Below are 23192 nucleotides of genomic sequence, written 5' to 3' on the forward strand. Positions count from 1 at the left end.
GAAGGGGAGATAGGGAACGGTAATCAGCGTGATCCTTAGTGGGACAAATGGTACGGCTCGCGCCGGAGGATGGTCCAGGCGCGGTAGAGCTGTTCGGCGGCGACGACGGCGGCGAGCTCGTGGGGAAGCGTGAGGGGACCGAAGCCCCAGCGCAGTTCGGGACGCAGGGCGTCCAGGGCGCCCGGCGGGTGGCCGTCGGGACCTCCGATGAGGATGTCGAGGCCGCGGGCGCCGGAGGCCGCCAGCTTGCCGAGCTCGGCGGCGAGGGCCTCGGAGGAGAGCGGCTTGGCCGCCCGGTCGGCCGCCCAGAGCGCGACGCCGGACTCGCGCGCGGCGGGCGCTCCCCCCTCCGCGGCCGCCTCGGCATAGCGGCCGACGCGGCCGAGGTAGCCGTCGAAGAGGGCGAAGGCCTCGGGCGCGGCGAAGCCCCTGCGCGGGGCGGCGCCGGCCTTCAGCCAGGCGAGGCGGAAGCGGATCCTCAATCGGCGCTTCCGCAGACGCCGGAAGCGCCGGGGGTCTGCTGCGTGTTCTTGAGCGGCACGACGCTGGGCGTCATGCGAAACGATGACCCGGATTCCCGCCTAATCGTTCGCAGACGGGGAAGCCGGGTCCCCGACCGGGCGGATGACGACCCGGTTCTGGTCGTCGAAGCTCAGACCGACCTTGCGGCGGCCGGCCTCGCGGACGACTTCGCGCGTCCAGTCCACGCCCGCGGCGGGGACGACGTGGAAGAGGACGAAGGTCCCTTCCTTCTCGAGGAAGACGAAGCTGCGCGCGTCGGCGGCCTCCCAGACCTCGCTCTGGAAGAGGACCTTCCAGCCGGGGCCGAGAGCGTCGACGGGCGACGCGGCGTCGTAGACGGCTTTCTCGAGTTCGGAGAAGACGATCGTCGTCTCTGTGGTGCAGCCCTTGGGCTTGAGCACGAGGGTCTCGTCGCCGGGCTCGCCGCGCAGGGCGAGGGCGTAGAGGCGGCCGTCGACCTTCTCCGCGCGGTTCTCGGCGAAGGCTCGGGCGGGGAGCACGGCGGCGGGGTCGTGCACGTTGCCGTTCTCAGGGAGGAGGACGAGGTGCCAGGTCTCGGTGCGGTTGAGCTGCAGGGAGGCATGATAGCGCCGGCCGCCGAGCTCGACGACGAGCCCCGTGCGGCGGAAGCGGTTGAGCAGCTCCAGCGCGGGGAAGCGGGCCTCGGCCGGACGTCCGTCCACGGGCTTCTCCAGGGTCAGGCGCGTCCCCTCGGGCAGCGTGGGGGACCAGTCGGCCGCGAGGGCGGCGCACGGGAGCAGCAGCACGGCGGCGAGCAGGGCCTTCTTCATCGCTCCTCCTTGTCTTCGAACGAATCTTCGTCGATGCGCATGAGCGCGCGGGCGGCGGAAAGGATATCGGCTTCGCGGGAGACGCCGTCGGCGTCCTCCTCGACGCGCTCGGCGCGCTCGAGCAGGGGTGAGCGCGGGGCGGCCGCCGCGGCGGCCTTCAGCGGCTCGAGGGCCGCGCGCAGCTCGGCGGCGCAGGCCCGCAGGGCGTCGAGGGCCTCGGCCTCGGCGGCGGAGGCCGCCCTCGGCCGGCGCCCGACCGAGAGCTTCGCGAGCGCCGCGGCCGTCTTCTCCAGGTCGCGGACGCGGTCCTTGGGACGGTAGGCGCCCCGGCGCAGCGCGAGGGCCTCCGCGTCGAGGGCTTCCCAACGGAAGGCGGCCGACGCGGCCTTCAGGCGGAAGGCCTCGACCTTGGCGGCGAGTACCCCGGCCCCCGTGGAGACCTCCTCGCGTAGGTCCGCGTCCGCGCAAGTGCGGGCCGCGGCGCGGAGCTCGAGTCGGGCGTCCTCCAGGAGGACGCGGGCGTCGAGGAGGGCCGAGTCCGCGTCCTTCACGGAGCGGTCGAGGGCGGCCTGCAGGCTGTCCTTCTCGGCCTTGCGGAGCTCGGAGGAGAGCTCTTCCCCGTGGGAGAGGGCCGCGTCGTCGGCGTCCTTGCCGCGCGCGTGCGCCCCTCCCGCGAACAGCAGGAGGAAGGCGACGCTAAAAAGCGTCCGGGTGGCGGGCATAGAGGGCGTTGAGGCGGTGGTGGATCTCGAGACGCGCGAGCTCGGCGCGCAGGGCCTTCGCGTCCTCGCGCAGGCCCTCGACTCCGCGGCGCGCGCGTTCGCGCGCGGACGCGGCCGTCGGCGCTTCCCCCTTGCGGGGGGCGCCCGGAAGGAGACCCCGTGCGGAGCTCTCGAGCTCGGAAGCGAGGGCGCGGCCGGCGGCAAGCTCGGAGAGCTGAGCGGCCGTCGGCTCGCTCTTGCCCAGGCGCGCCTCGATGAGGGCGAGGGCTTCGGCGGCGCGGCGTCCGGCGGCGCGGCTCTCCGCGGCGTCGTAGCGCGCGCGCAGGGCGAGGATCTCATCGGCCTGGGCGGCGGCCGTATCCGGCACCGCGGGCTTCGGAAGGGCTCCCGAGGCCTTCAGGGAGGCCTCGGCGGCGGCCGAAGGGGCGTTCTGGAGGTCGGCGGCCTCGGCGAGAGGCCGGTAGGCTGCGGCCTTCCCGTTGAAGCGCTCGAGGGCGGCGCCGGCCCGCTCCCGGTTCTCCTCCCCGAGCGGAGCGAGGTCCCAGCCGAGGCGGGTCAGCCGGGCCTGGGCCGAGGTCAGCAGAAGGTGCACATCGAGGACCGCGGGACGGGTGTCCTCGTAGGCCCGGCGGTAGACCGTTCGGAGCTCCCCGGCGGGCGCGGCGAGGGCCGCAGCGGCGAGGAGGAACGCCAGCAGCGCGGGATTCACTTGAAGGCCTCCTCGGGCTTCACGACGCTCATGGTCTTCGTCGCGCGGTCGTAGACCGGGGTGAAGTCCTTGCTCCGATAGCGCTGGTACTCCTTCTCCGAGGGGTAGACCTCGAAAGGGTAGCCGCTCGGCCGCCGGTCCTTGGGGAGCTCGGCGAGCTCGAGGTTCCAGCGCGTCGGCAGCACGTTGCCCCACAGGTGGAGGAGTCGTTCGTCGAGGACCCGGGTGAGGCGGGCGTAGTGGTTCTCGAAGACGGCCTTCGTGATGACCTTGTCCTTGACCGCCTGTTCCTGGTTGCCGGTCAGGCCGTTGAGCAGCGCGAGCTGGGAGCGGTGGAAGTCCGCGGCCTCCTTGAACCGGAGCTGTACGGCCTCCGCCGCCTTCGGGGTCTTCGCGAGCTCCTTGAGGAGGACGACCCGGTCGCGCACGCGCCGGTCGTAGGCGTCTCGCCAGCGGTCGGCCCTCTCGGCGAACAGGGCCGCGGCGGGGTCCTTCGCGCTCTCCGCCGCGAGCGTCGGCCGCGGCGCCGCCGCCAGCAGGGACAGCAGCGCGGCCGCGGCGACGACGGGAAGTCTCACGATATCTGGGAGTTGAGCTGCTTGAGGCGGTCGGCGACCGTGGGGACCCCGAGCATCTCCTTCTCGAAGTCGAGGAAGATGGAGTCTGCGATGGGGAGCTTGATCTGGTAGCGCTTCTCCCCGCCGTTGTATTCGAACTGCGTCCCGTAGACCTGCGCCTGTCCGACCGCCATGAGGTAGCGGTCGAGGGAGGCGGCGAGGAGCCAGCGCGCGGTCTTGTGCCCGAGGACGGCGGAGAGGGTCGCCAGGCGGTGAGCGGTGAGGAAATCGACGGCCTCGTGTCCGTGCTGGAGGAGGACCGATGCGCGGTAGAGGTCGCGCATCGTGCGCACCTCCCCGAGGTCGATCATGACGTAGACGCGTTTTCGGCGCGCGTCGTCGCGCTCCTTGAGCTTCTGCACGTCCTCGGGAGTCTCGTACACCTTCTCGCGGTCCTTCTGGTCCTCGAGGAAGAGCTCTTCGAGCTTCAGGTTATCGGTCTCGGGAGGCATGGCGGCATTATACTACTGAATGGCGCCGCCCCTCACCCCCAAAACCCCCTCTCCCGCATGGCGGGAGAGGGGGGCCTAAAAAGGGACCCCTCTCCCATCACATCGGGAGAGGGGCGGGCGAGCGCCGATTCGTGGGCGCGCTTACTGCGCGCCCGCCGAGGGACGCTCGACGTAGTCGGCCGGGAGGACCAGGTCGCGTTCGGGGACGTCCGAGGATTTCTCGAGGCCGTGGAGCTCCGCGTAAATCTGGTAGAACGGGGTCCCCTCCGCGGCGTCGGAGGGCTCCTGAGCGGGCGGCTCCGGCGGCGCCTCCTGGGTCATCGCCTCCAGGAGGGATTCGAGAGTCTTCAGGTAATCCTCGCGGAAGACCGGGTAGACCACCTGGGTGCGGCGCCGCGGGGGCGAGGAGACCCGCGGCTCGTCGAGCCCGCCGAAGGGGAAGTCCCCGTACTTCGAGCGCTCCTTCTCATACATCTCGTTGATGCGCCGCTCGGAGCGGTGCCAGTCGATGCTCTTGAAGGCCGGACGCGAGCGGGAGAACAGCGGGCCCTTCCGGCGCCAGGGGACCGTGCGGCGCGCGGGGCGACCGGCCTTGGAGGCGGTCAGCCGGCGGGGTTCCGGCTTCGGCGCGGCCGGCAGCGGCTTGAGCGCGCGAAGGTCTCCCGCGCGCGTCGTCGCGGCGGAACCTTCCGGGGCCGTCGGGGCGGAGCCGGGGACGGGCGGGAGGTCCCCCCTCCACCAGGCCACCGACACGGCGACGGGATAGCTCGGGAGCTCGCGCAGGCGCTCGCGGATGCGTTCGACGATCGCGCGGAGCTCGGGCGCCGAGACGCCGAGGTAGGCGGCCGCCTCGCGGACCTGGAAGCGCTCGTGGTCGAGCGGCGTCAGCGAGCCGCCGGCGGCCGCGCGGTATTCGTTCTCGAAGGCGATGAGGTCGAGCAGGTTCCTGGAGAGGTGTCCGCTGACCGGGGCGACCCAGGCGTCGAGGTCCATGCGGGCGGGGACCGTGCTCCCCTCGGCCGTGCGCAGGGAGAGCTCGGCGCGCAGGCGGTAGTGGCTGCAGTCGGCTCCGAGGAACGTGCGCAGGCCGGGGCGCTTGTCGAAGCCGAGATTCAGCAGCTCGAGGCGCCGGTCCCGCGTCCCCGACTCCAGGCGGCGTTCGAGCCCGTCCGCGTAGGCGACCTCGGCGAGCGGCGCGCGGGCGTAGGAGCGGGTCTCGGGCCACAGGAGGAGACGCTCCTTCTTGACGAGGTCGATGATCTGGACGAGGCGCTGCGGGTCCTCGGTGCTCCCGTCCTTCTGCACGCGGCGCGCGTAGCCCGAGACGATGCGCATGCGGCGTCCGGAGAGCTCGACCCAGCTCTTCCCGAAGACGCCGTCCTCGCCGAGGTCGGTCTGCGCCTGCAGGACCTGTACGAACGACAGGCCCGCGTGTGCCGCGCCCGCCTGCGCGAGAAGAAGGAGCGCGAGGGCGGCCGCGGCGGGAGTATTCGAGGGTCGAGGAGGGCTGGGCCGAGCGGGATCTCGCAAAGCGGGATCCCGCTAAGGGAGCATGCCCGCCGAGGCGCGCACGAGGGCGAGGAAGGGCTCCGGGTAGAGGCCGATGAGGAAGGTCCCGATGAGGGCGACCGCCATCCCGGAGTAGAGGTAGAGGCCGGTCGTCGTCGGACGCTCCGTGCGCGCGGGGCGGAAGAACATGTGGTAGGCGACGCGCATGTAGTAATAGACGGAGACGACGCTGTTGAGTACCGCGATGATCGCGAGCGTGTACCAGCCGCCTTTGATCGCGGCGGCGAAGAGGTAGAACTTCCCGATGAAGCCGGCCATGGGCGGGATGCCCGCGAGCGAGAGCAGGAAGAAGAACATGGCGAGCGCGAGGCCGAAGGACCGGCGCGAGAGCCCGTCGTAGGCCTCGAGGCCGTAGCCGTCGTCGTTGCCGACCGCGACGGCGACGGAGAAGGCCCCGACGTTCATGAGCAGGTAGGCCAGCGAGTACAGCAGGACGCCCTCGCGTCCGGCGGCGTCGCAGGTCACGAAGCCGATGAGCATGTAGCCGGCCTGGGCGACCGAGGAGTAGGCGAGCAGGCGCTTGATGTTGGTCTGGAAGAGGGCCGTGAGGTTCCCGACCGTCATCGTCAGGATCGCGAGGAAAGTGAACAGCGAGGTCAGCTCGAGGGCCGGGTGCGGGATGAGCTTCGTGAAGACGCGCAGGAGCATCGCGAAGCCGGCCACCTTCGGGGCGATGGAGAGGTAGGTCGTGATCGGGGTCGGCGCGCCCTCGTAGGCGTCGGGGACCCAGAAGTGGAAGGGCGCCATCGAGACCTTGAAGCCGAAGCCCACCAGGAGCATGAGGCAGGAGAGCACGAACATGATGGAGGCCGCGTAGCCGTATTGCGGCACCGGCTGCAGCAGATGCGTCGTGCCGGTGGCGCCGTAGAAGAGCGAGAGGCCGAAGACCATCACGGCCGAGGAGAAAGCCCCGAAGAGGAAGTATTTGAGCGCGCCTTCGGTGGACTTCAGGTCGCCGCGCTCGAAGCCGACGAGGATGAACGAGCAGATGGAGATGAGCTCGAGGGAGAGGAAGACGAGGAGGAGGTCGACGGCGGAGACGAGGAGCATCATCCCGACGGCGGCGAGGAGGACGAGGGCGGCGTAGCTGCCCTGGTGCTCGTCGTCGCCGCGGCGCGCGTCGACCGTCAGGAAGAGGACGAAGACGGCCGTCGCGAGGATGAGGACCTTGAAGAAGAGCGCCAGGGGGTCGACGACCCACAGCGAGCCGATCCCCTGATAGACGGAGGGGGTCGAGTAGGCCAGGCCGAGCGAGCCCAGCGCGGCGGCCGCCGAGAGGATCGCGAAGTGGAAGAGCACCCGCGCGTGGCGGGGCGGGATCCAGAGGTCGGCCAGCAGGAGCAGGCCCGCGAGGCCGCTGAGGAGGAACTCGGGCGTCAGGAGGCGGAGTCCGTCCACTTACCGCACCGCCTGGAACATGTCGGGGAAGAGCCGCGCCAGCGCCGAGAGCGTCGGGTCCATCAGGTCGAGGATGAGGCGCGGCCAGACGCCGAGGAGCAGCGTCAGGACGGCCAGCGGAACGACGGCGATGAGCTCCCGCGCGTTCATGTCCGGGAGGTCCGCCCACTTCTCGTTGAGCGGGCCGAGGAAGACCTTCTGGAGCATGCGCAGGAAGAAGGCGGCCGTGACCAGGATGCCGATCACCGAGAGCGAGGTGTAGAGCTTCCAGGCCGGGAAGGCGCCCAGGAAGCAGAGGAACTCGGAGATGAAGCCCGCGAGGCCGGGGAGGCCGAGGGAGGCGAAGCAGGTCAGCGCCATGAGCCCGGTGTAGACGGGGAGCCTCGCCCCGAGCCCGCCGAACGCGTTGATGTCGCGGGTGTGGGCGCGGTCGTAGATGACGCCGACGAGGAGGAACAGCGCGCCCGTGATGAGGCCGTGGGTGACCATCTGCAGGGCGGCGCCGTTGAAGCCCGTCGGGGAGACGGCGGCCATGCCGAGCAGCGCGTAGCCCATGTGGTTGATCGAGGAATACGCGACCATGCGCTTCATGTCCGTCTGCGCCATCGCGCAGAGCGCCCCGTAGACGATGTTGATGAAGGCGATGATGACGAGGAAGGGCAGGAACCACTCGAAGCCGGCCGGGAGGACGGTGTAGCAGACGCGCAGGATCCCGTAGACGCCCATCTTGAGGAGGATGCCGGCCAGGATGACGCTGACGCCCGTGGGCGCCTCCACGTGGGCCAGCGGCAGCCAGGTGTGGAACGGGAAGGCCGGGACCTTCACCGCGAAGCCGAGGTAGAAGGCGAGGAAGACGATGATCTGGAACTCGCGGGTGAAGGAGGCCTGACATTTCGCGAGCTCGAGGATGTCGAAGGAGTGCGGCGTCGAGGCGAAGTAGAGGGCGAGGATGCCTAGGAGCATGAAGACGCTCCCGAAGAGGGTGAAGAGGAAGAACTTGATGGCCGCGTACTCCTTCTTCGGTCCCCCCCACACGCCGATGAGGAAGTACATCGGGACCAGCGTGACCTCCCAGAACATGTAGAAGAGGAACAGGTCGAGCGCGCAGAAGACGCCGAGCATGCCGGTCTCGAGGAGGAGGTACCAGAAGAAGAACTCCTTGACCCGGATCTCGATGTTCAGGGAGTAGACCGCGGCCAGCAGCGAGAGGAGGGTCGTCAGGACGATGATCGGGAAGGAGAGCCCGTCGACGCCGAGGTGGTAGCGGATGTTGAAGCTGGGGATCCAGGACAGGTCCTCGACGAAGCGCATGACCCCGCCGGCGGCGGGCTGCGAGGGGTCGAAGAGGACGAGGGCCCAGATGGAGACGAGGAACGCCAGAACGGTCGCGCCCACGCCGACGGCGCGGATGGCCGTCGTCTTCTCCTTCGGCAGGAAGAGGATGATGAGGGCTCCCAGCAGCGGGAGGAATGTGATCAGCGAGAGGATGCCCATGGTCGTTTCTACCTCGTCATCAGGAAGGTCGCGAACAGGCTGACGGCCAGCGCGACGTAAAGCAGGTACTCCTGCACTTGTCCGCGGACGAGGCGGCTGAGTCCTCGCCCCGCGTCCCCGGTCACGGAGCCGAGGCCGTCGACGGCGCCGTCCACGAAGAAATCGTCGAAGAAGCCCTGGAGCTCCGCGAACGCCGTGGTCAGCACCGCCCAGCCGTCGACGAAGATGGCGTCGATGATGTGGCTGTCGAACCAATAGCAGGCTTCGGCGATCCGATCGGAGACGGCGACGAGGGCCAGGAAGAAGCGGTCGAAGCCGTAGCGGTCCTCGAGTATGCGGAAGAGGGGCAGGAGGCGCTCCTTGAGCGCCGCGGCCAGCGAGAGGTCCTCGCTGCCGTAGAGCCGCCAGGAGAGCGCCAGGCCGCCGGCGAAGGCGCCGACCGCGGCCCAGGGCAGCCAGGCGGGCGCGGCGTGGAGGGCGTGCGCTCCCCCCTCCGCGGCCCCTTCGGCGCCGAAGCGGACGAGGGAGGCGAAGAGCTCGTGGCGCTCGAGGACCCAGCCGGCGCCGATGGAGAGCGCGGCGAGGACCCACAGGGGGACGGTCATGACGGCCGGGGACTCGTGCGCATGCTCCCAGCGCTTCGCGTCGCGCGAGCCGCCGAGGAAGGTGAGGAAGACGAGGCGGAACATGTAGAAGGAGGTCATCGCGGCGGTGCCCAGCGCGAGACCCCACATCAGGGGGCTGCGGCCCCAGACGGCGTGGAGGATGGCCTCCTTCGAGTACCAGCCGGAGAGGAACGGGAAGCCCGCGATCGCCAGCGTGCCGACCGTCATCGTGATGAAGGTCGTCGGCATCTGCTTGGAGAGGGCGCCCATCTCCCGCATGTCGTTGGTGTGCATCGCGTGGATGACGGACCCGGCGCCGAGGAAGAGGAGGGCCTTGAAGAAGGCGTGCGTCGTCAGGTGGAAGAGCCCCGCCGTGTAGCCGCCGACGCCGAGGGCGAGCATCATGAAGCCCAGCTGGCTCACCGTCGAGAAGGCGAGGACGCGCTTGATGTCGTAGGCGACCAGCGCCATCGTCGCGGCCATCATCGCGGTCGCCAGCCCCGTCCAGGCGACGCAGTCCATGGCGAAGGGCGAAGCGGCGTAGAGGAAGTAGGTGCGCGCGACGAGGTAGACGCCGGCGGCGACCATGGTGGCCGCGTGGATGAGCGCGGAGACCGGCGTGGGGCCCTCCATCGCGTCGGGGAGCCAGATGAAGAGCGGGACCTGCGCGGACTTGCCGGCCGCGCCGAAGAGGAAGAGGATGCCGGCCGCCCCCGCGACCCAGGTCGGCAGGAAGTCCGCGCCCATGCGCGCGCGCTCGGCGAGCATCGTCAGGTCGAGCGTCCCGGTGTGGGCGAAGAGCAGGAGGAGTCCGAGGTAGAAGCCGAGGTCGCCGAGCTTCGTGGTGATGAAGGCCTTCTTGGAGGCGTTGGCCGGGCCGTCCTTCTCGAACCAGAAGCCGATGAGAAGGTAGGAGGAGACGCCGACGAGCTCCCAGCAGGCGAAGAAGACGAAGAGGTTCGAGGAGATGACGAGGCCGAGCATGCTCGCGGTGAAGAGGGAGAGGTAGGCGTAGTAGCGCTTGAAGCGCGGGTCGCCGTGCATGTAGCCGAGCGAGTAGACCTGAACGAGGAAGCTGACGAGGGTGACGACGACGAGCATGAAGGCGGCGGAGCCGTCGATGAGGACCCCGAGGGTCATCTCGAAGTCGCCGAAGCGGAACCAGGGGATCGTCTGGTAGTAGGTCTCGAAGCCGCGGAAGACGAAGCCGTGGACGATGGCGAGCGCGTGCAGGAGGCAGCCGCCCATGACGGCGACGCCGAGGTAGGGGAGCGCGCTCTTGTCGGTGTTCTCTCGGCTGCCGAAGAGGATCGCGGCCGCGGCCAGCAGCGGGGCCAGGGCGATCCAGTGGACGTTCGCGAGCAGGGGCTGTGTCATCCCTTCAGGAGTCCGATGTCCTCGGTGTAGATGGTGCCGCGGTCGCGGTAGATCGCCAGGACGAGCGCGAGCCCGACGACGATTTCGGCGGCAGCGACGGCGATGATGAAGACGGCGACGGCGGAGCCCGTGACGCCGCCCGGGTGCAGGAAGCGGTTGAAGGCCGCGAGGTTGAGGTTCGCGGCGTTGAACATGAGCTCGATGCCCATGAGGATGCCGATGACGTTGCGGCGCGTGAGGGCGCCGAAGAGCCCGGTGAGGAAGAGGACGGCGCTGACGGCGAGGTAATGCGCGAGGGTCATGAACCCCTCCCGGCCTTCGGTCTTGAGAAGACGACGGCGCCCACCAGGGCGGCGACGAGGATGATCGAGATCAGCTCGAAAGGGAGGGCGAGGCGGTCGAGCATCAGGCGTCCGATCGGCGCGGTCGTGGCCTGCGCGGGCGTCGTCGCGCGCACGACGGCGAAGGCGTCGATGTAGCGCTGCATGCCCCAGAAGGTCACTCCACAGATGAGCAGCGCGGCGAGCCACTGGTCGTTGACCTGGCGCAGGCGCAGCTCGGAGGCGCGGCCGGCGAGCATCACGACGAAGAGCATGAGGACGGCGATGCCGCCCACGTAGACGAGGAGCTGGCTGCCGAAGAGGAAGTCCGCGCCGAGCGTCGCGTAGAGGCCGCCGACGCCGGCGAGGCAGAGCCCGAGGAGCAGGGCCGAGTGCAGGGTGTTGCGCAGGAGGACGACTCCGAGCGCCGAGAGGAGCACGACGGCGGAGAGGGTGAAGAACACGATGGTGCTCATGCGCTGCGCCTCGCGGGGGTCGACTGGACCTGCAGATGAGACTTGGGCTTCTTGAACTTCTTCGTCTTGCGGTCGTAGACGGAGCCGACGAACGGGGTCCCCTCCTGCCAGCAGCGCGTCATGTCCTCGCGGCCGTGGAAGGCGACCTCGTAGTCGAGGGAGTGCCAGACGGACTTCGGCTTCGTCGGGCAGGCCTCCTCGCAGAGGCGGCAGAAGTTGCACTTGCCGAAGTCGACGGCGTACCAGTCGACTTTCGCGACGCGCTTGCCCTGCTCGTTCTTCCGGCTCTCGAGGGTGATGCATTCGGAGGGACAGGCCTTCGCGCAGAGCGCGCAGGCGATGCAGGTGGCGGCGTCGAAGAGCAGCGTGCCGCGGAAGCCCGCGTAGGGCGCGAGCTTCTCGAAGGGGTACTGGACCGTGACCGCGGGCTTCCAGAGGTAGCGCCAGGTCACCTGCAGGCCCTTCGCGATGTTCAGCGCCGCCGTCCAGATCTCGAGGAAGTAGTCGATCATGTCAGAAGAGGAGGTAGAGCCCCGCGAAGGCGATGTTGGCGAAGGTCCAGGGGAGCAGGAACTTCCAGTTGAAGTCCATGAGGCGGTCGACGCGCATGCGCGGGAAGGTCCAGCGGAACCAGAGGAAGCAGAAGATCAGGACGATGCTCTTGCCGAGGAACCAGGCCCAGCTGGGGATGACGCGCAGGAAGGGCAGCGGCGCGGCCCCCCCGCCGAAGAAGAAGCTCACCATGAGGAAGCAGGAGAGGAGCATGTAGCCGTACTCGGCCATGAAGAAGAGCGAGAACTTGATGCCGGAGTACTCGGTGTGGAAGCCGCTGACGAGCTCCGACTCCGCCTCGGGGATGTCGAAGGGCGTGCGGTTGGTCTCGGCGATGGACGCGATGAAGAAGGTGACGAAGGCGATCTGGCCGACGACGGGGTAGAAGACGTACCAGCGCGGGAAGAAGCCCAGCCAGTAGTCGCCCTGCGCGGCGGCGATCTGGGTCAGGTTCAGCGAGCCGGCGAACATGAGGACCGGGACGATGGAGAAGGTGCGGGGCAGCTCGTAGCTCACGAGCTGGGCCGCCGAACGCAGGCCGCCGAGCAGCGAGAACTTGTTGCCGGAGCTCCAGCCGGCCATCATGATGCCGACGATCGAGATGCCGGCCATCGCGAAGATGTAGAGGGTGCCGATGTCGATGTCGGCGGCGCAGAGCTCCTTGCCGAAGGAGACCGGCGCGTAGGAGACGAGGGCCGGCACAAGGGCGACGGCCGGGGCGAGCAGGTGCACGAGCGGGTCGGCGCTGCGCGGGGTGATGTTCTCCTTGAGGAGGAGCTTGAGGCCGTCGGCGGCCGTCTGAAGCCAGCCGTGGAAGCCGCCGGTCGTCATCGGGCCGAAGCGGGACTGGATGTGGGCCGAGATCTTGCGCTCCCACCAGACGATGACGACGGGGGCGGCGATGAAGACGCCGATGAGGGTGCACAGCTTCAGCAGGCCCCAGAAGGAGAGCACGGCGAGCGGCGGGAGGCCGTAGGTCGCCATCCAGAGCATCAGCTTCCCGTACGCGAGGTCGGCCCAGGGAGAGAGCTCCCCGACGATGAGGACGAAGGCGAGGGCCGCGGCGCACAGGCCGGCGAGCATCATCGCTCCGTTGCGGTAGCGCGGCAGGGACCAGGGCTCGGGCCAGAGGTCGGTGGGCCAGGAGCGGTCGCGCAGGAGCGTCCAGCGGCCCTCGGCGAAGACGGGCTCGGGGAGCGGGACCGGGGGCTTCGGGGCGCTCTCGGCGGGCTTGTCGCTCACCGGTCGACCTCCCCGAGGACGATGTCGAAGGAGCCGAGCATCGCGATGACGTCGGCGACGCGCTGGCCCACGAAGAGGTCCTGGATGATGGCGAGGTTGATGAAGGACGGGGCGCGGACGTGGACGCGGTAGGGCGTCGTGCTCCCGTCGGAGACCATGTAGATCCCGAGGTCTCCGCGGGCGCCCTCGACGTGGGCGTAGGCCTCGCCGGCCGCCGGGCGCAGGATCTTCGGCACGCCCTTGGCCATCGTCTCGCCTGCGGGCAGGGTGTCGAGGGCCGCGGCGACGATGCGGGCCGACTCGCGCATCTCGCGCACGCGGCAGTGGTAGCGGTCCCAGCAGTCTCCGTTGCTCCCGGTCACGACCTCGAAGGGGTACTTCTCGTAGCCGCAGTGCGGCTCGAAGCGGCGGACGTCGTAGGCCACTCCGGAGGCGCGAAGGTTCGGGCCGGAGAGGCCCCAGTCGACGGCCTGGGCGGCGGGGATGACGCCGACGCCGCGTGTGCGGTCGACGAAGATGGGGTTGTAGGAGAGCAGGGCGTCGTACTCGTCGAGGCGGGGCTTGAAGTACTCCAGGAAGGTCCGGGTCCTCTCGACCCAGTCCGGTCCGACGTCCTTCATGACGCCGCCGATGCGGATGTAGTTGTAGGTGAGGCGCGCGCCGGAGGCCGCCTCGAAGAGGTCCAGGACCATCTCCCGCTCGCGGAAGGCGTGGAGGAAGGGGGTGAAGGCGCCGATGTCGATGCCGTAGGTCCCGAACATGATGAGGTGGCTCGCGATGCGCTGGAGCTCGCACATGACCACGCGCAGGGCGTCGGCGCGCTCGGGCGCGCGGACCCCGAGGAGGCGCTCGGAGGCCAGACAGACCGCGAGGTTGTTCGTCATCGCCGAGCAGTAGTCCCAGCGGTCGCTGAGGACGATGCACTGCGGGTAGGTGCGGGTCTCGCAGAGCTTCTCGGTCCCGCGGTGGAGGTAGCCCACCTCGGGCTCGGCCCGCACGATGACCTCCCCCTCCAGGGTGAGGCCGACGCGGAGCACCCCATGGGTGCTCGGGTGCTGGGGGCCGAGGTTGACGAAGAGCTGGTCGGTCTTGAGCTCGGAATGGGTCGGCGCGGGAGAGGTCATTTGTCGAAGCGGTCCGGGACGTGCGCGTAGTCCTTGCGCAGGGGATGACCCTGCAGGAACGAGGCGGTGAGGATCTTGCGCAGGTCGGGATGTCCCTCGAACTGCACGCCGAAGAGGTCGAAGACCTCGCGTTCCTGCCACTCGGCGGAGCGGTAGCGGCGCGTCAGGCTCGGGACCCGCGCGTCGGAGCGGGGGACGTCGAGCTTGAGGAAGACCTTCACGCGCGCCTCGAGGTGGCTGAGCGCGTAGACGAGGCAGAAGGCGTCGCGATAGGGGGTGCCGGGCAGCGGTTTTGCCGCCGCCGGGGCCGCGGGCGCCTGCGGCACGAAGGGGTTCGGGTTCGGCTCGCGGATGAAGCCGGCGGGGTCGACCGGTCCCTTCCAGTCGACGGCGGTGGCCATGTCGAGGTAGGAGAAGCCGAGCTCGTCCTTGAAATAGTCGACGACGGCGGGCAGCGAGGCGGCGTCGGGGAGGCGGAGGGTGAGGTAGTCCTTCACCTCCGCGGAGTCCCGGTCGGTCTTGGGGAAGCGGGCGGCGACCTTGGCCTGGATCTCTTCGCGGGTCATGCGCCGATGTCCCTGCTGCCGCGCTCCTGCTGGACGGACGCGCCGGCCGTGCGCTGCAGCTTCATGCGCTCGATCTTCTCCTGGAGCTTGAGCACCGCGTAGTAGAGCGCTTCGGGACGCGGCGGGCAGCCGGCGATGTAGACGTCGACGGGGAGGATCTTGTCGACGCCCTTCACGACGGCGTAGGAATCGTGGTAGGGTCCGCCGCAGTTCGCGCAGGAGCCCATGGAGATGACGAAGCGGGGCTCGGGCATCTGTCGGTAGACCTGGATGATCGGGTCGGCCATCTTCTTGGAGACGGTCCCGGCGACGATCATGAGGTCGGCCTGGCGCGGGCTCGGCCGCGGCATGACGCCGAGACGGTCGAAATCGAAGCGGGTGGCGTAGGCGGCCATCATCTCGATGGCGCAACAGGCGAGCCCGAAGGTCACCGGCCAGATCGAGGACTTGCGGGACCAGTTGATCACCGCGTCGGCCGTGGTCAGGATGCCGCTGCCTCCGGGGAGGACTCCGCAGACCGCCGGGAACTTCTCGAGGACCACGCCCATGTCTCTCCTATATCTCCCAGGCCAGGGCGCCTTTGCGCCAGGCGTAGACGAGCCCCAGGAACAGCACCCCGAGGAACACGAACATCTCCAGCAGGGCCAGCGGTCCGAGGCGGTTGACGAGGACCGCCCACGGGAAGACGAAGAGGACTTCGACCTCGAAGATGACGAAGATCAGCGCGAAGAGGTAGAAGCGGACGTTGGTCTTGACCTCGGTGGTCCCGACCGCGTCCATGCCGCACTCGTAGGTCGCGTTCTTGACCGGGTCGGGCAGCGAGGGGCGCACGAGCCAGGCCATGACGAGCATGGCGGCCGCGAAGAGGAGGTCGATGACGACGAAGGCGTAGATGAGGGCGTAGTCGGCGAAGTCGATCCTCACGGGCGCCGCTCCAGGGAGCCTGTCCGAGAAATAGCGCACCCGCCGGAGGCCCTAGCCTGAGACGGGCGCAAGGCGCGAGGAGCGAGGATAGCTTGAGCTATCTGAGTGACGAGCAACGCGGCGCCCGGCCGGGATCGGGCCTCCCGCTCTTCCTCATGGCATTTGGGAAGAGCGGGGCGCGCGATATTGGGCTGCGCCTTCGTTGCTCGTCGCTTACGATGCCTAAGCATCGCGCGCTCCTCGCGTCTCGGCTCGCTCCGAATATCGCGCGACCGGCAGGCGCGATATTTCTCGGACAGGCTCCTGTATGAGGACCTTGAAGGCCTCGCCCATCCCGCCGGGGAGGAGGAGCGTCTTGATGCGGTTGCGCTCGGCGTAGGCGGCCGCGTCGTCGCCGACGGGCAGGCGCTCGAGCGTTCCGCGGTCGAGGAGCCAGCGGCCGAGGCCGCCGTAGCGGGCGGTCTCGAGGCCGTGGAGGCGGCCCTCCTCCTCGAGCTCGGAGAAATCGACGGAGGCGGTGAGGTCCTGTTCTCCGACCCGGGCGAAGACGTCCGTGCCGGTGGCGTGGCGATGGAAGAAGCGGGGTGCGTGCAGCCCGCCGCGCTCGCCGTAGTCGACGGTCACCACCGCGCCGTCCTTGAGGCGGGAGGCGACCTCCCCCATCCAGCGGCGGGCCTCGGGACGGACGGCGTGGCGTCCCCCCTCCGGGAGCTCGTCCTGCAGACGCTCGGCTGCGCGCGCGAGCTCCGGGCACGAGGGCTCGGCGAGGCGCCCGCTCCAGCCGTCCTCGCCGCGCTCGGCGTAGAGCTCGAGCACGCGCCCGTCGCGCTTCTCGAGGACGTGGAAGGGCAGGGCGTCGACGAGCTCGTTGGAGAGGAAGACGCCGCTGACGGCGGGGACGTCCGAGAGGCGCTGATAGGCGAGCAGGCGGGCCGCCTCCCCGCGCAGGGACGCGACGGCCTCGAGGAGGACCTTCTCGACGCGCTCGACGAGGACGTAGACCGTGCCGGCATGGACGCTCGGATGGCGCTCGCGCAGGGTGCGCAGGATCTGCCGGGCGAGGGTCCCCTTCCCGCAGCCCATCTCCACCACGAACAGCGCCTCGCCGGGCCGCCGCGCGGCGGTCCGGGCGAGACGCTCGACGAGCTCGTCGGCCATCGCGACGGCGAAGGCCGGGTGGAGCTCCGGCGCGGTGTAGAAGTCTTCGGTGGGGCGGCGGCGCGCGTAGAACCCGTCGACGGGGTCGTAGAGCGCCGCTTCCACGAAGTCGCGGAAGGTGCCCATCCGTCCGATCCCCTTCTGGAGGGGGTCGGTGGGTGTTACTGGAGGTCTTCGGCGCCGAGCGTCTTCTTGCCGCCTTCGGCCTGGACCTTCTGGACGGACGCGGCGACGATCGCGGCGATCTTCGCGGAAAGGGCTTCGACGTAGTCTCCGCCCGTGCGGAAGCCGGCGGTCTTCACGATCGCCTTCACCTTGCTGACGACGACGAGGGTATCGGCCATGGTTCAGTTCGCTCCTGTATCTTGCGTCGTTTCACGGCTCCGTCTAAAGTGTGGCGCGGGAGGGTCTCGAACCCCCGACCTAGTGCTTATGAAACACCCGCTCTAACCCCTGAGCTACCGCGCCCTTGTCGGACCCCGCCTGCCTGGCGGGGCGCTTTCGTCCTCGCGCTCCGCGCGAGGGCGTTGCGCCGCGCCGAGAGAGGAATAAAGCACTCGGCGCGGTCCTCTCCACAGGAGGGGCTCTGCCCCTCCTATGGCGCGTCGGCAAGCGTGCTTTGCTGGTCTTGCCGCGCTGTAACCTCCCCGGAGAGGTGCGGCGGCCGATGCCGCCGCGCCTTATAAGAGGAGGATTTAGAAAGAACTAACGGCGCGTCGTCTCCTAAAACGATCAAGGAGGCGCACTATATTAGCAAGTTTTTGGCTTTACTCAAATATAGAGGCCATTTCCCGTCGGGAACTGCCTCAGAAGCGCTGGGGTGCTTTAAAAGGCGAAAGGCGTCAGCCTTTCGCCTTGAGGACGGCGGCGGTGAGGGCGGGGACGAGCTTGCTCCAGTCTTCCTGCACCGCGAGCGTGGCCAGCTTCATCATCGGGCACTCGGGGTCGGTGTTCACCGCCACGATGACCTCGCTCGATTTCATGCCGGCCATGTGCTGGATCTGGCCGGAGATCCCGACCGCCAGGTAGAGGCGCGGGCGCACCGAGCGTCCCGTCAGACCGATCTGGTGCTTGTACGGGATCCAACCGGCGTCCACGGCGGCGCGGCTGGCGCCGACCGCGGCGTTGAGCGCGTGCGCGAGCTCGCGCAGCGGCTTGAAGCCCTCGGGGCCGCCGAGTCCGCGTCCGCCCGACACGATCCGGTCCGAGGAGGCGATGTCGAGCTCCCCGGCTTCCTCTTCCGCGAAGGAGACGAACTCGGCGCGGGCGCAGGAGGGTGCGGCGGCGACGCGGACGAGCTCGGCCGTTCCCGCGCCCGGCTCGGGCCGCGCGAAAGCCATGGGCCGTACCGTGACGAGGGCCGGGCCGCGTCGGGCGGCCGTCTTGAGCAGGGCCGAACCGCCGTAGGCGGAGCGGGTCGAGACGAGCCGGCCCTCCCCGTCGCTGTCGAGGGCGACGGCGTCGGTGAGAAGGGCTCCTTCGAGCGCGACCGCCAGGCGGGCCGAGACGGAGCGGCCGTAGACCGTGGCGCCGAAGAGGACGACGCGGGGCGGCTCTTCCGCGAAGAAGGCGCGCAGGGCGCCTGCGTGGGCCTCGTCGACGAAGGCGGAGAGGGAAGCCCCCTCGAGGAGCACGACGCGGTCGGCTCCGAGGGCGCGCGCGGACTCGGCGGCGGCGGCGGCCTCGGGCCCGGCGGGAAGGACGAGGGTCAGCTTCTCCCCCTTCGCGGCGGCGAGGCGGCGGCCGGGGGTCAGGAGTTCGATGGAGACCGGAAGGAGCCGGCCGCGGCGGAGCTCGCCGATGCAGTAGACGCCCTGGCCTTCGGCGGTCATAGGAGCTTCATCTCCTTGAGGCGCGCGACGAGCGCGGCGGCCTTCTCCTCGGCCGTGGCGCCGGGGACGACGGCGCCCGGAGGGCGCTGGGGGACGGGGACGGTCCCGGCCGGGACGGCGGCGGAGGCCGCGCCGAACTTCGAGGGCTCGGCGCCGAGCTCCGCGGCGCCCCAGCGGGGGAGCGCGGCCTTGCGGGCCGCCATCTTCCCCTTCAGGGACGGCAGGCGCGGCTCGTTGATCTCCTTGGTGACGGAGAGCACGGCGGGCAGCGGCAGGCGCAGGGTCTCCGCGCCGTCCTCCATGGCGCGCTCGACGGTCACCGAGGTCTCGGAGACCTCCAGGACCTTCCGCACGGAGGAGGCGCAGGGCCAGCCGAGCCAGGCGGCCAGGGCCGGCGGGACGGCGCCGGACTCCCCGTCGCTCGACTGGCGGCCGGCGAGCACGAGCTGCGGACCGGTCCCGGCCTTGCGCACGGCCAGGGAGAGGAGGTAGGCGCTCGCGAGCGGGTCGGAGCCGGCGAAGGCGGGGTCGGTGAGGAGCGCGGCCTCGTCGATGCCGAGGGCGAGGGCGGCGCGCAGGGTCTCCTCGCAGGCGGGCGTTCCCAGCGAGAGGGCCAGCGCCTTCGTCCCGGGGACGCGCTCCTTGAGGCGGAGGGCCTCCTCGACGGCGTATTCGTCGAGGGGGTTCATGGCGCAGGCCGCGTCGGCCTTCGGCGCTCCGGTCGCGGGGTCCACGGCGACGGAGGTCGAGGACGGGGTCTGCTTGACGCAGACGAGGACCTGGAGGCTCACGCGCTGCCCTCGTCCTTGGAGCGGGAGGCGGCTTCCTTGATCATCATCATCGCGATCTCGTTGCGCTGGATCTGGTTGGCGCCCTCGTAGATCTGCGTGATCTTGGCGTCGCGCATGTACTTCTCGACCGGGAAGTCGCGCATGTAGCCGATGCCGCCGCACATCTGCACGCAGTCGACCGTCACCTTCATGGCGGCGTCGGAGCAGAAGACCTTCACCATCGCGGATTCCTTCGTCCAGCGGCGCGTGTCAAGACGGCGCATGGCGTCGTAGACCGGGATGCGCTCCTTCACGGCGGCCTCGATGGCGGGCTTCATCGCTTCGTCGAGGGCGCGGGCCGTCGCGTAGAGCAGCGCCTTGCCCGCCTCGATCTGCGTCGCGCAGTCGGCGAGCATGTGCCCGATGGCCTGGAAGCTGGCGATGGGGGCCCCGAACTGCTTGCGCACGCGGACGTAGGAGAGGGTCTCCTCGAGGGCTCCCTGCGCGATGCCCAGCGCCTGGGCGCCGATGCCGGGGCGCGAGAGGTCGAAGGTGTTCTGGGCGATGAAGAGGCCGTAGCCCTCCTTGTAAAGGAGGTTCGCCGCGGGGACCCGACAGTCCTTGAAGACGAGCTCATAGGTCGGGTTCGCCCGGATGCCCATCTTCTCTTCCTTCTTGCCGAAGCCGAAGCCGGGGGTCCCCTTCGCGACGACGAAGGCCGAGATCCCGCGCGCGCCGCGGGAGGGCTTCGTCGAGGCGAAGACGACGTAGTCGTCGGCCTCCTTGCCGGAGGAGCAGAAGTTCTTGACGCCGTTGAGGATGTAGTGGTCGCCGTCCAGGACGGCCGTCGCCTTCGTGGCGGTGGCGTCGGAGCCCGCTTCGGGCTCCGTGATGTTGAACGCGCCGAGTCGCTCTCCCGAGGCCAGCGGCGGGAGCCATTTCTCGCGCTGCTGCGCCGAGCCGAAGAGGAGGATGGGCAGGGCGCCGAGCGACGAGGTCCCCAGGGGCAGGGCGATGCCGCCGCAGACCTTGGAGAGCTCCTCGAAGGCGAGCACGAGCTCGAAGCAGCCGCCGCCGAGCCCGCCGTACTCCTCCGGGAGGTAGACGCCGAAGAGGCCGGTCTTCTTGTACTCCTCGACGATGGGGCGCGGGAACTCCTCGGTGCGGTCGTAGTGCTCGCGGACCGGCTTGATCTTCTTCTGCGCCACCTGGCGCGCGAGCGAAACGATCTCCTGCTGCGTCTCGGTCAGTCGGTAGTCCATGGGATCCTCAGTCGTCCAGACGGCCCAGAGCGTCCTTGGCGGCGGCCTGCTCGGCTTCCTTCTTGTTCTTGCCGTGGCCGTTGCCGAGCACGCGCGAGCCGTACTGCACGCGTACGGTGAAAGTCTTGTCGTGGTCCGGCCCGACCGTTTTGACGAGCTTGTAGTCGGGCGGGGACTTGTAGCGCTTCTGTACGATCTCCTGCAGGCGGCTCTTGTGATCGGCCTCGTCGACTTCGACCGACTCTTCGGCGAGGCAGCGGCGGATGAGCTTCCCGGCGGCCTCGAAGCCTCCGTCGAGGTAGATCGCGCCGATGACGGCCTCCATCGCGTTGGAGAGGATGCTCGGCCGCGCGCGTCCTCCGGTGGTTTCCTCGCCGGAGCCCAGCTTCAGGTGCGGCCCGAGGGCGAGGCGCGCGGCCCAGCGCGCGAGCGTCGGACGCGACACGAGGGCCGCCTTCATCTTCGAAAGGCGGCCCTCGTTCTCGTCGGGGTAGTTCTCGTAGAGGCGGTGCGCCGTGACGGCGGCAAGCACGCTGTCGCCGAGGAACTCCAGGCGCTCGTTATGGCTCTTCTGACCCTTCTCGAAGGCGTACGACTTGTGGGTCAGGGCCTCTTCGAGGAGCTCCGGCCGGCGGAAGCGGTGGCCGATCGTCTCCTCGATGGAGTCGCGCACCCGATGCTCCGTTCGTCCGGGCTACTTCTTCGCGTGGGCCTTGATGTACTCGATGGCCTGGCCGACGGTCTGGATCTTCTCCGCCTGCTCGTCCGGGATCTCCGTGTCGAACTCCTCTTCGAGCGCCATGACGAGCTCGACGGTGTCGAGCGAGTCCGCTCCGAGGTCGTTGACGAAATGGGCCTGCGGGGTGACCTCGCCGGAGTCGACGCCGAGCTGCTCGACGATGATCTTCTTCACCCGCTCTTCGTAGTTGTTGTCAGCCATCCTTCCTCCCTATATCCGCATACCGCCGTTGATCCCGAGGACCTGTCCGGTCACGTAGTCCCCGCTGTCGCAGGCCAGGTACAGCACGGCTTTCGCGACGTCGTCCGGCTCGCCGAAGCGGCCGAGCGGTATGCGCTCGAGCGCCTTCTTCGCCCACTCCTCGCCCAGAGCCTGCGTCATCCGCGTGCGGATGAGCCCGGGCGCGACGGCGTTCACCAAGATGTTCCGGCTGGCCAGCTCCTTCGCGCAGGCCTTCGTGAAGGCGATGACTCCGCCCTTCGAGGCCGCGTAGTTGGCCTGTCCCGCGTTGCCGACCTCGCCGACGACGGACGCGATGTTGACGACGCGGCCCCATCGGGCCTTGATCATCGCGTGCGCTGCGGCTTTGGTCAACAAAAAGACGCCCTTCAGGTTCACATCCAGGACGAAGTTCCAGTCGTCCTCGGTCATGCGGACAAGAAGGCCGTCCTTCGTGACGCCCGCGTTGTTGACCAATATATCAATTCTTCCAAGATTGTCAAGCGCGGCCCGAACGGCCTTTTCGCAGTCCTCCGACGAGCGGACGTCGCCGCTCAGCGCGAGGGTCCGCACGCCGCAGGAGGCCTTCAGCGCGGAGGCGGCCTCTTCGACGCCTTGGGCGTCCATGTCCAGGAGGACCAGGTCCGCGCCCTCCCCCCCCAGCGCCGCGGCCACGGCCCGGCCGATGCCCTGGGCGGCGCCGGTGACCATCGCGACCCGTCCCTTCAAGCGGGCGCTCATTCGGAGATCCTCGAGAGCTCGACGTTGGACTTGAAGGCCTCGATGCGCTCGCGGATGCGGTCCTGCAGGCGGCGCTCGGAGAGCGAGGCGGCCATGCGCAGAGCGTCCTCGACCCCTTCGGGGGTCGCGGGGGCGCGGCAGACGACGGCGGTGCCGTCGACCCCGAGGAGAGGGGCGGCCGAGCGGCTGCGGGGACAGTCGAACTCCGTGCGCGCGCGGCCCGCGCCGGGGGCGGCGATGCGCGCCGCCAGGCGGCTGAGGCTCCCCGCGGGAGGCGGTTCGACCGCCTCGAGGACGGCGGCCGCGACGCCGCCGACGAGCTTCGCGCAGACGTCGCCGAGGGCCCCGTCGCAGACGGCGACGTCCACCGCGCCGGAGGCGAAGGCGTCTCCCTCGACCGGCCCGACGAAGTTGAGGCCCGAGTATTTGAGCAGGGAGAGCGCCTCGCGCAGGGTCTCGTCGACGGACCCGCTCTCCAGGGCGGCCGAGAGCAGTCCGACCGTGGGCTTCTCCCGGCCCAGCTCGGCTTCCGCGAAGAGGGCGCCCATGAGCGCGTACTGCAGAAGATGCCAGGGCTTGCTTCCCATGCTCCCGCCGGCGTCGAGCAGCGCGACGGGACCGCGCGGGGTCGGCAGGGTCACGAGCAGGGCGGGGCGCAGCACGCCGGGGAGGCGCTTGAGGCTGCGCAGCGCCGCCGCCATCGCCGCGCCGGGCTTGCCGGCGGAGACGAAGGCGTCGGCCTCCCCGCGCGCGACGGCCGCGGCGGCGCGCTGGACGGCCGACTCCACCGGCATCGGGCAGGCATCGCCCGGCGCGGGCTCGGAGGCCTCGGGGACGTCGAGGACCTTGAGCCCGCGTCCGTCGGGCGCGCCGAGGACCTCGAGCCCGCGGAGCAGGCGCTCGCGCGGGCCGAAGAGGTGGATCTCCGCGGAGCCGGAGCGGAGCGCGCGGAGCGCTCCCTCCAGGACGGGCGAGGGGTCGGGCCCCGCCGCGTCGACGGCGACGCGCATC

The 23192-nt window shown here is 69.8% G+C and carries 27 protein-coding genes and 1 tRNA gene; all 28 read right to left on the bottom strand.

Features of this window, described 5'->3' with window-relative positions; all coding sequences use genetic code 11:
• Positions 1 to 35: 35 nt before the first annotated feature.
• The 28 genes from WC969_03160 to WC969_03295 all read right to left on the bottom strand — a co-directional run bounded on the left by WC969_03160 (position 36) and on the right by WC969_03295 (position 23191).
• Positions 36 to 482, bottom strand: a complete 447-nt coding sequence (locus tag WC969_03160) for a 23S rRNA (pseudouridine(1915)-N(3))-methyltransferase RlmH (GenBank protein ID MFA6028836.1) — start codon at positions 480 to 482, stop codon at positions 36 to 38.
• Between the two features lie 99 nt (positions 483 to 581).
• Positions 582 to 1313 (bottom strand): hypothetical protein, encoded by a 732-nt coding sequence (locus WC969_03165; GenBank protein ID MFA6028837.1) that lies wholly within the window; start codon positions 1311 to 1313, stop codon positions 582 to 584.
• On the bottom strand, positions 1310 to 2035 hold the full coding sequence (locus WC969_03170; protein ID MFA6028838.1) for a hypothetical protein: 726 nt from the start codon (positions 2033 to 2035) through the stop codon (positions 1310 to 1312). The genes WC969_03165 and WC969_03170 overlap by 4 nt, the downstream gene beginning before the upstream one ends.
• Positions 2010 to 2744, bottom strand: coding sequence for a hypothetical protein (locus WC969_03175; GenBank protein MFA6028839.1), 735 nt, complete (start codon positions 2742 to 2744; stop codon positions 2010 to 2012). Before WC969_03175 ends, WC969_03170 begins: the two co-directional genes overlap by 26 nt.
• Entirely contained in the window at positions 2741 to 3322 is a 582-nt protein-coding gene (locus tag WC969_03180; protein MFA6028840.1) for a hypothetical protein, read from the bottom strand. The genes WC969_03175 and WC969_03180 overlap by 4 nt, the downstream gene beginning before the upstream one ends.
• Entirely contained in the window at positions 3319 to 3813 is a 495-nt protein-coding gene (locus tag WC969_03185; protein MFA6028841.1) for a hypothetical protein, read from the bottom strand. Before WC969_03185 ends, WC969_03180 begins: the two co-directional genes overlap by 4 nt.
• 141 nt (positions 3814 to 3954) lie before the next feature.
• Positions 3955 to 5343, bottom strand: a complete 1389-nt coding sequence (locus tag WC969_03190; protein MFA6028842.1) for a hypothetical protein — start codon at positions 5341 to 5343, stop codon at positions 3955 to 3957.
• Positions 5344 to 5355: 12 nt separating this feature from the next.
• Positions 5356 to 6780 carry an NADH-quinone oxidoreductase subunit N gene (locus WC969_03195; GenBank protein ID MFA6028843.1) on the bottom strand — a complete coding sequence of 475 codons (1425 nt, stop codon included), beginning with the start codon at positions 6778 to 6780 and terminating at the stop codon, positions 5356 to 5358.
• Complete coding sequence (locus WC969_03200; protein ID MFA6028844.1) at positions 6781 to 8274, bottom strand: NADH-quinone oxidoreductase subunit M; 1494 nt, start codon at positions 8272 to 8274, stop codon at positions 6781 to 6783. It abuts the gene before it with no gap.
• Positions 8275 to 8282: 8 nt separating this feature from the next.
• Positions 8283 to 10256, bottom strand: coding sequence for an NADH-quinone oxidoreductase subunit L (gene nuoL, locus WC969_03205; GenBank protein ID MFA6028845.1), 1974 nt, complete (start codon positions 10254 to 10256; stop codon positions 8283 to 8285).
• The gene (gene nuoK / locus WC969_03210) at positions 10253 to 10558 is read right to left on the bottom strand and encodes an NADH-quinone oxidoreductase subunit NuoK (GenBank protein ID MFA6028846.1); all 306 of its coding nucleotides are present in this window, start codon (positions 10556 to 10558) and stop codon (positions 10253 to 10255) included. The genes nuoL and nuoK overlap by 4 nt, the downstream gene beginning before the upstream one ends.
• Positions 10555 to 11052, bottom strand: a complete 498-nt coding sequence (locus tag WC969_03215; protein ID MFA6028847.1) for an NADH-quinone oxidoreductase subunit J — start codon at positions 11050 to 11052, stop codon at positions 10555 to 10557. The genes nuoK and WC969_03215 overlap by 4 nt, the downstream gene beginning before the upstream one ends.
• The gene (locus tag WC969_03220) at positions 11049 to 11564 is read right to left on the bottom strand and encodes an NADH-quinone oxidoreductase subunit I (protein MFA6028848.1); all 516 of its coding nucleotides are present in this window, start codon (positions 11562 to 11564) and stop codon (positions 11049 to 11051) included. Before WC969_03220 ends, WC969_03215 begins: the two co-directional genes overlap by 4 nt.
• Position 11565: 1 nt before the next feature.
• Positions 11566 to 12846 (bottom strand): NADH-quinone oxidoreductase subunit NuoH, encoded by a 1281-nt coding sequence (nuoH, locus tag WC969_03225; GenBank protein MFA6028849.1) that lies wholly within the window; start codon positions 12844 to 12846, stop codon positions 11566 to 11568.
• A complete protein-coding gene (locus WC969_03230; GenBank protein ID MFA6028850.1) occupies positions 12843 to 13970 on the bottom strand; it encodes an NADH-quinone oxidoreductase subunit D in 1128 nt (375 codons plus the stop codon). The genes nuoH and WC969_03230 overlap by 4 nt, the downstream gene beginning before the upstream one ends.
• Complete coding sequence (locus tag WC969_03235; GenBank protein MFA6028851.1) at positions 13967 to 14536, bottom strand: NADH-quinone oxidoreductase subunit C; 570 nt, start codon at positions 14534 to 14536, stop codon at positions 13967 to 13969. The genes WC969_03230 and WC969_03235 overlap by 4 nt, the downstream gene beginning before the upstream one ends.
• On the bottom strand, positions 14533 to 15084 hold the full coding sequence (locus WC969_03240; GenBank protein MFA6028852.1) for an NADH-quinone oxidoreductase subunit B family protein: 552 nt from the start codon (positions 15082 to 15084) through the stop codon (positions 14533 to 14535). The genes WC969_03235 and WC969_03240 overlap by 4 nt, the downstream gene beginning before the upstream one ends.
• A 7-nt stretch (positions 15085 to 15091) precedes the next feature.
• Complete coding sequence (gene ndhC, locus WC969_03245) at positions 15092 to 15460, bottom strand: NADH-quinone oxidoreductase subunit A (protein MFA6028853.1); 369 nt, start codon at positions 15458 to 15460, stop codon at positions 15092 to 15094.
• A gap of 222 nt (positions 15461 to 15682) precedes the next feature.
• The gene (locus WC969_03250; GenBank protein ID MFA6028854.1) at positions 15683 to 16744 is read right to left on the bottom strand and encodes an SAM-dependent methyltransferase; all 1062 of its coding nucleotides are present in this window, start codon (positions 16742 to 16744) and stop codon (positions 15683 to 15685) included.
• A 35-nt stretch (positions 16745 to 16779) separates the two neighbouring features.
• A complete protein-coding gene (locus WC969_03255; GenBank protein MFA6028855.1) occupies positions 16780 to 16962 on the bottom strand; it encodes a hypothetical protein in 183 nt (60 codons plus the stop codon).
• Positions 16963 to 17013: 51 nt separating this feature from the next.
• Positions 17014 to 17086, bottom strand: a tRNA-Met gene (locus tag WC969_03260).
• A 374-nt stretch (positions 17087 to 17460) separates the two neighbouring features.
• The gene (locus WC969_03265) at positions 17461 to 18450 is read right to left on the bottom strand and encodes an electron transfer flavoprotein subunit alpha/FixB family protein (GenBank protein ID MFA6028856.1); all 990 of its coding nucleotides are present in this window, start codon (positions 18448 to 18450) and stop codon (positions 17461 to 17463) included.
• Positions 18447 to 19241, bottom strand: coding sequence for an electron transfer flavoprotein subunit beta/FixA family protein (locus WC969_03270; protein ID MFA6028857.1), 795 nt, complete (start codon positions 19239 to 19241; stop codon positions 18447 to 18449). The genes WC969_03265 and WC969_03270 overlap by 4 nt, the downstream gene beginning before the upstream one ends.
• On the bottom strand, positions 19238 to 20482 hold the full coding sequence (locus tag WC969_03275; protein MFA6028858.1) for an acyl-CoA dehydrogenase family protein: 1245 nt from the start codon (positions 20480 to 20482) through the stop codon (positions 19238 to 19240). Before WC969_03275 ends, WC969_03270 begins: the two co-directional genes overlap by 4 nt.
• A gap of 7 nt (positions 20483 to 20489) precedes the next feature.
• Positions 20490 to 21155, bottom strand: a complete 666-nt coding sequence (gene rnc, locus WC969_03280; GenBank protein ID MFA6028859.1) for a ribonuclease III — start codon at positions 21153 to 21155, stop codon at positions 20490 to 20492.
• 21 nt (positions 21156 to 21176) lie between these two features.
• The gene (gene acpP, locus WC969_03285) at positions 21177 to 21422 is read right to left on the bottom strand and encodes an acyl carrier protein (protein ID MFA6028860.1); all 246 of its coding nucleotides are present in this window, start codon (positions 21420 to 21422) and stop codon (positions 21177 to 21179) included.
• A gap of 9 nt (positions 21423 to 21431) precedes the next feature.
• Positions 21432 to 22181 (bottom strand): 3-oxoacyl-[acyl-carrier-protein] reductase, encoded by a 750-nt coding sequence (gene fabG, locus WC969_03290; protein ID MFA6028861.1) that lies wholly within the window; start codon positions 22179 to 22181, stop codon positions 21432 to 21434.
• Complete coding sequence (locus tag WC969_03295) at positions 22178 to 23191, bottom strand: phosphate--acyl-ACP acyltransferase (GenBank protein ID MFA6028862.1); 1014 nt, start codon at positions 23189 to 23191, stop codon at positions 22178 to 22180. The genes fabG and WC969_03295 overlap by 4 nt, the downstream gene beginning before the upstream one ends.
• Position 23192: the final 1 nt, after the last annotated feature.

It is taken from the genome of Elusimicrobiota bacterium (genome assembly GCA_041660925.1).
In the GTDB taxonomy this organism is placed as follows: domain Bacteria; phylum Elusimicrobiota; class Elusimicrobia; order UBA1565; family UBA1565; genus JBAZUV01.

Bases quoted from the DNA above. Each gene is read 5' to 3' on its own strand.
- WC969_03165 (MFA6028837.1), bottom strand. From the start codon at position 1,313: ATGAAGAAGGCCCTGCTCGCCGCCGTGCTGCTGCTCCCGTGCGCCGCC.
- WC969_03170 (MFA6028838.1), bottom strand. From the start codon at position 2,035: ATGCCCGCCACCCGGACGCTTTTTAGCGTCGCCTTCCTCCTGCTGTTC.
- WC969_03185 (MFA6028841.1), bottom strand. From the start codon at position 3,813: ATGCCTCCCGAGACCGATAACCTGAAGCTCGAAGAGCTCTTCCTCGAG.
- WC969_03200 (MFA6028844.1), bottom strand. From the start codon at position 8,274: ATGGGCATCCTCTCGCTGATCACATTCCTCCCGCTGCTGGGAGCCCTC.
- nuoL (MFA6028845.1), bottom strand. From the start codon at position 10,256: ATGACACAGCCCCTGCTCGCGAACGTCCACTGGATCGCCCTGGCCCCG.
- nuoK (MFA6028846.1), bottom strand. From the start codon at position 10,558: ATGACCCTCGCGCATTACCTCGCCGTCAGCGCCGTCCTCTTCCTCACC.
- WC969_03215 (MFA6028847.1), bottom strand. From the start codon at position 11,052: ATGAGCACCATCGTGTTCTTCACCCTCTCCGCCGTCGTGCTCCTCTCG.
- WC969_03220 (MFA6028848.1), bottom strand. From the start codon at position 11,564: ATGATCGACTACTTCCTCGAGATCTGGACGGCGGCGCTGAACATCGCG.
- WC969_03230 (MFA6028850.1), bottom strand. From the start codon at position 13,970: ATGACCTCTCCCGCGCCGACCCATTCCGAGCTCAAGACCGACCAGCTC.
- WC969_03235 (MFA6028851.1), bottom strand. From the start codon at position 14,536: ATGACCCGCGAAGAGATCCAGGCCAAGGTCGCCGCCCGCTTCCCCAAG.
- WC969_03240 (MFA6028852.1), bottom strand. From the start codon at position 15,084: ATGGGCGTGGTCCTCGAGAAGTTCCCGGCGGTCTGCGGAGTCCTCCCC.
- WC969_03250 (MFA6028854.1), bottom strand. From the start codon at position 16,744: ATGGGCACCTTCCGCGACTTCGTGGAAGCGGCGCTCTACGACCCCGTC.
- WC969_03255 (MFA6028855.1), bottom strand. From the start codon at position 16,962: ATGGCCGATACCCTCGTCGTCGTCAGCAAGGTGAAGGCGATCGTGAAG.
- WC969_03265 (MFA6028856.1), bottom strand. From the start codon at position 18,450: ATGACCGCCGAAGGCCAGGGCGTCTACTGCATCGGCGAGCTCCGCCGC.
- WC969_03275 (MFA6028858.1), bottom strand. From the start codon at position 20,482: ATGGACTACCGACTGACCGAGACGCAGCAGGAGATCGTTTCGCTCGCG.
- acpP (MFA6028860.1), bottom strand. From the start codon at position 21,422: ATGGCTGACAACAACTACGAAGAGCGGGTGAAGAAGATCATCGTCGAG.
- fabG (MFA6028861.1), bottom strand. From the start codon at position 22,181: ATGAGCGCCCGCTTGAAGGGACGGGTCGCGATGGTCACCGGCGCCGCC.
- WC969_03295 (MFA6028862.1), bottom strand. From the start codon at position 23,191: ATGCGCGTCGCCGTCGACGCGGCGGGGCCCGACCCCTCGCCCGTCCTG.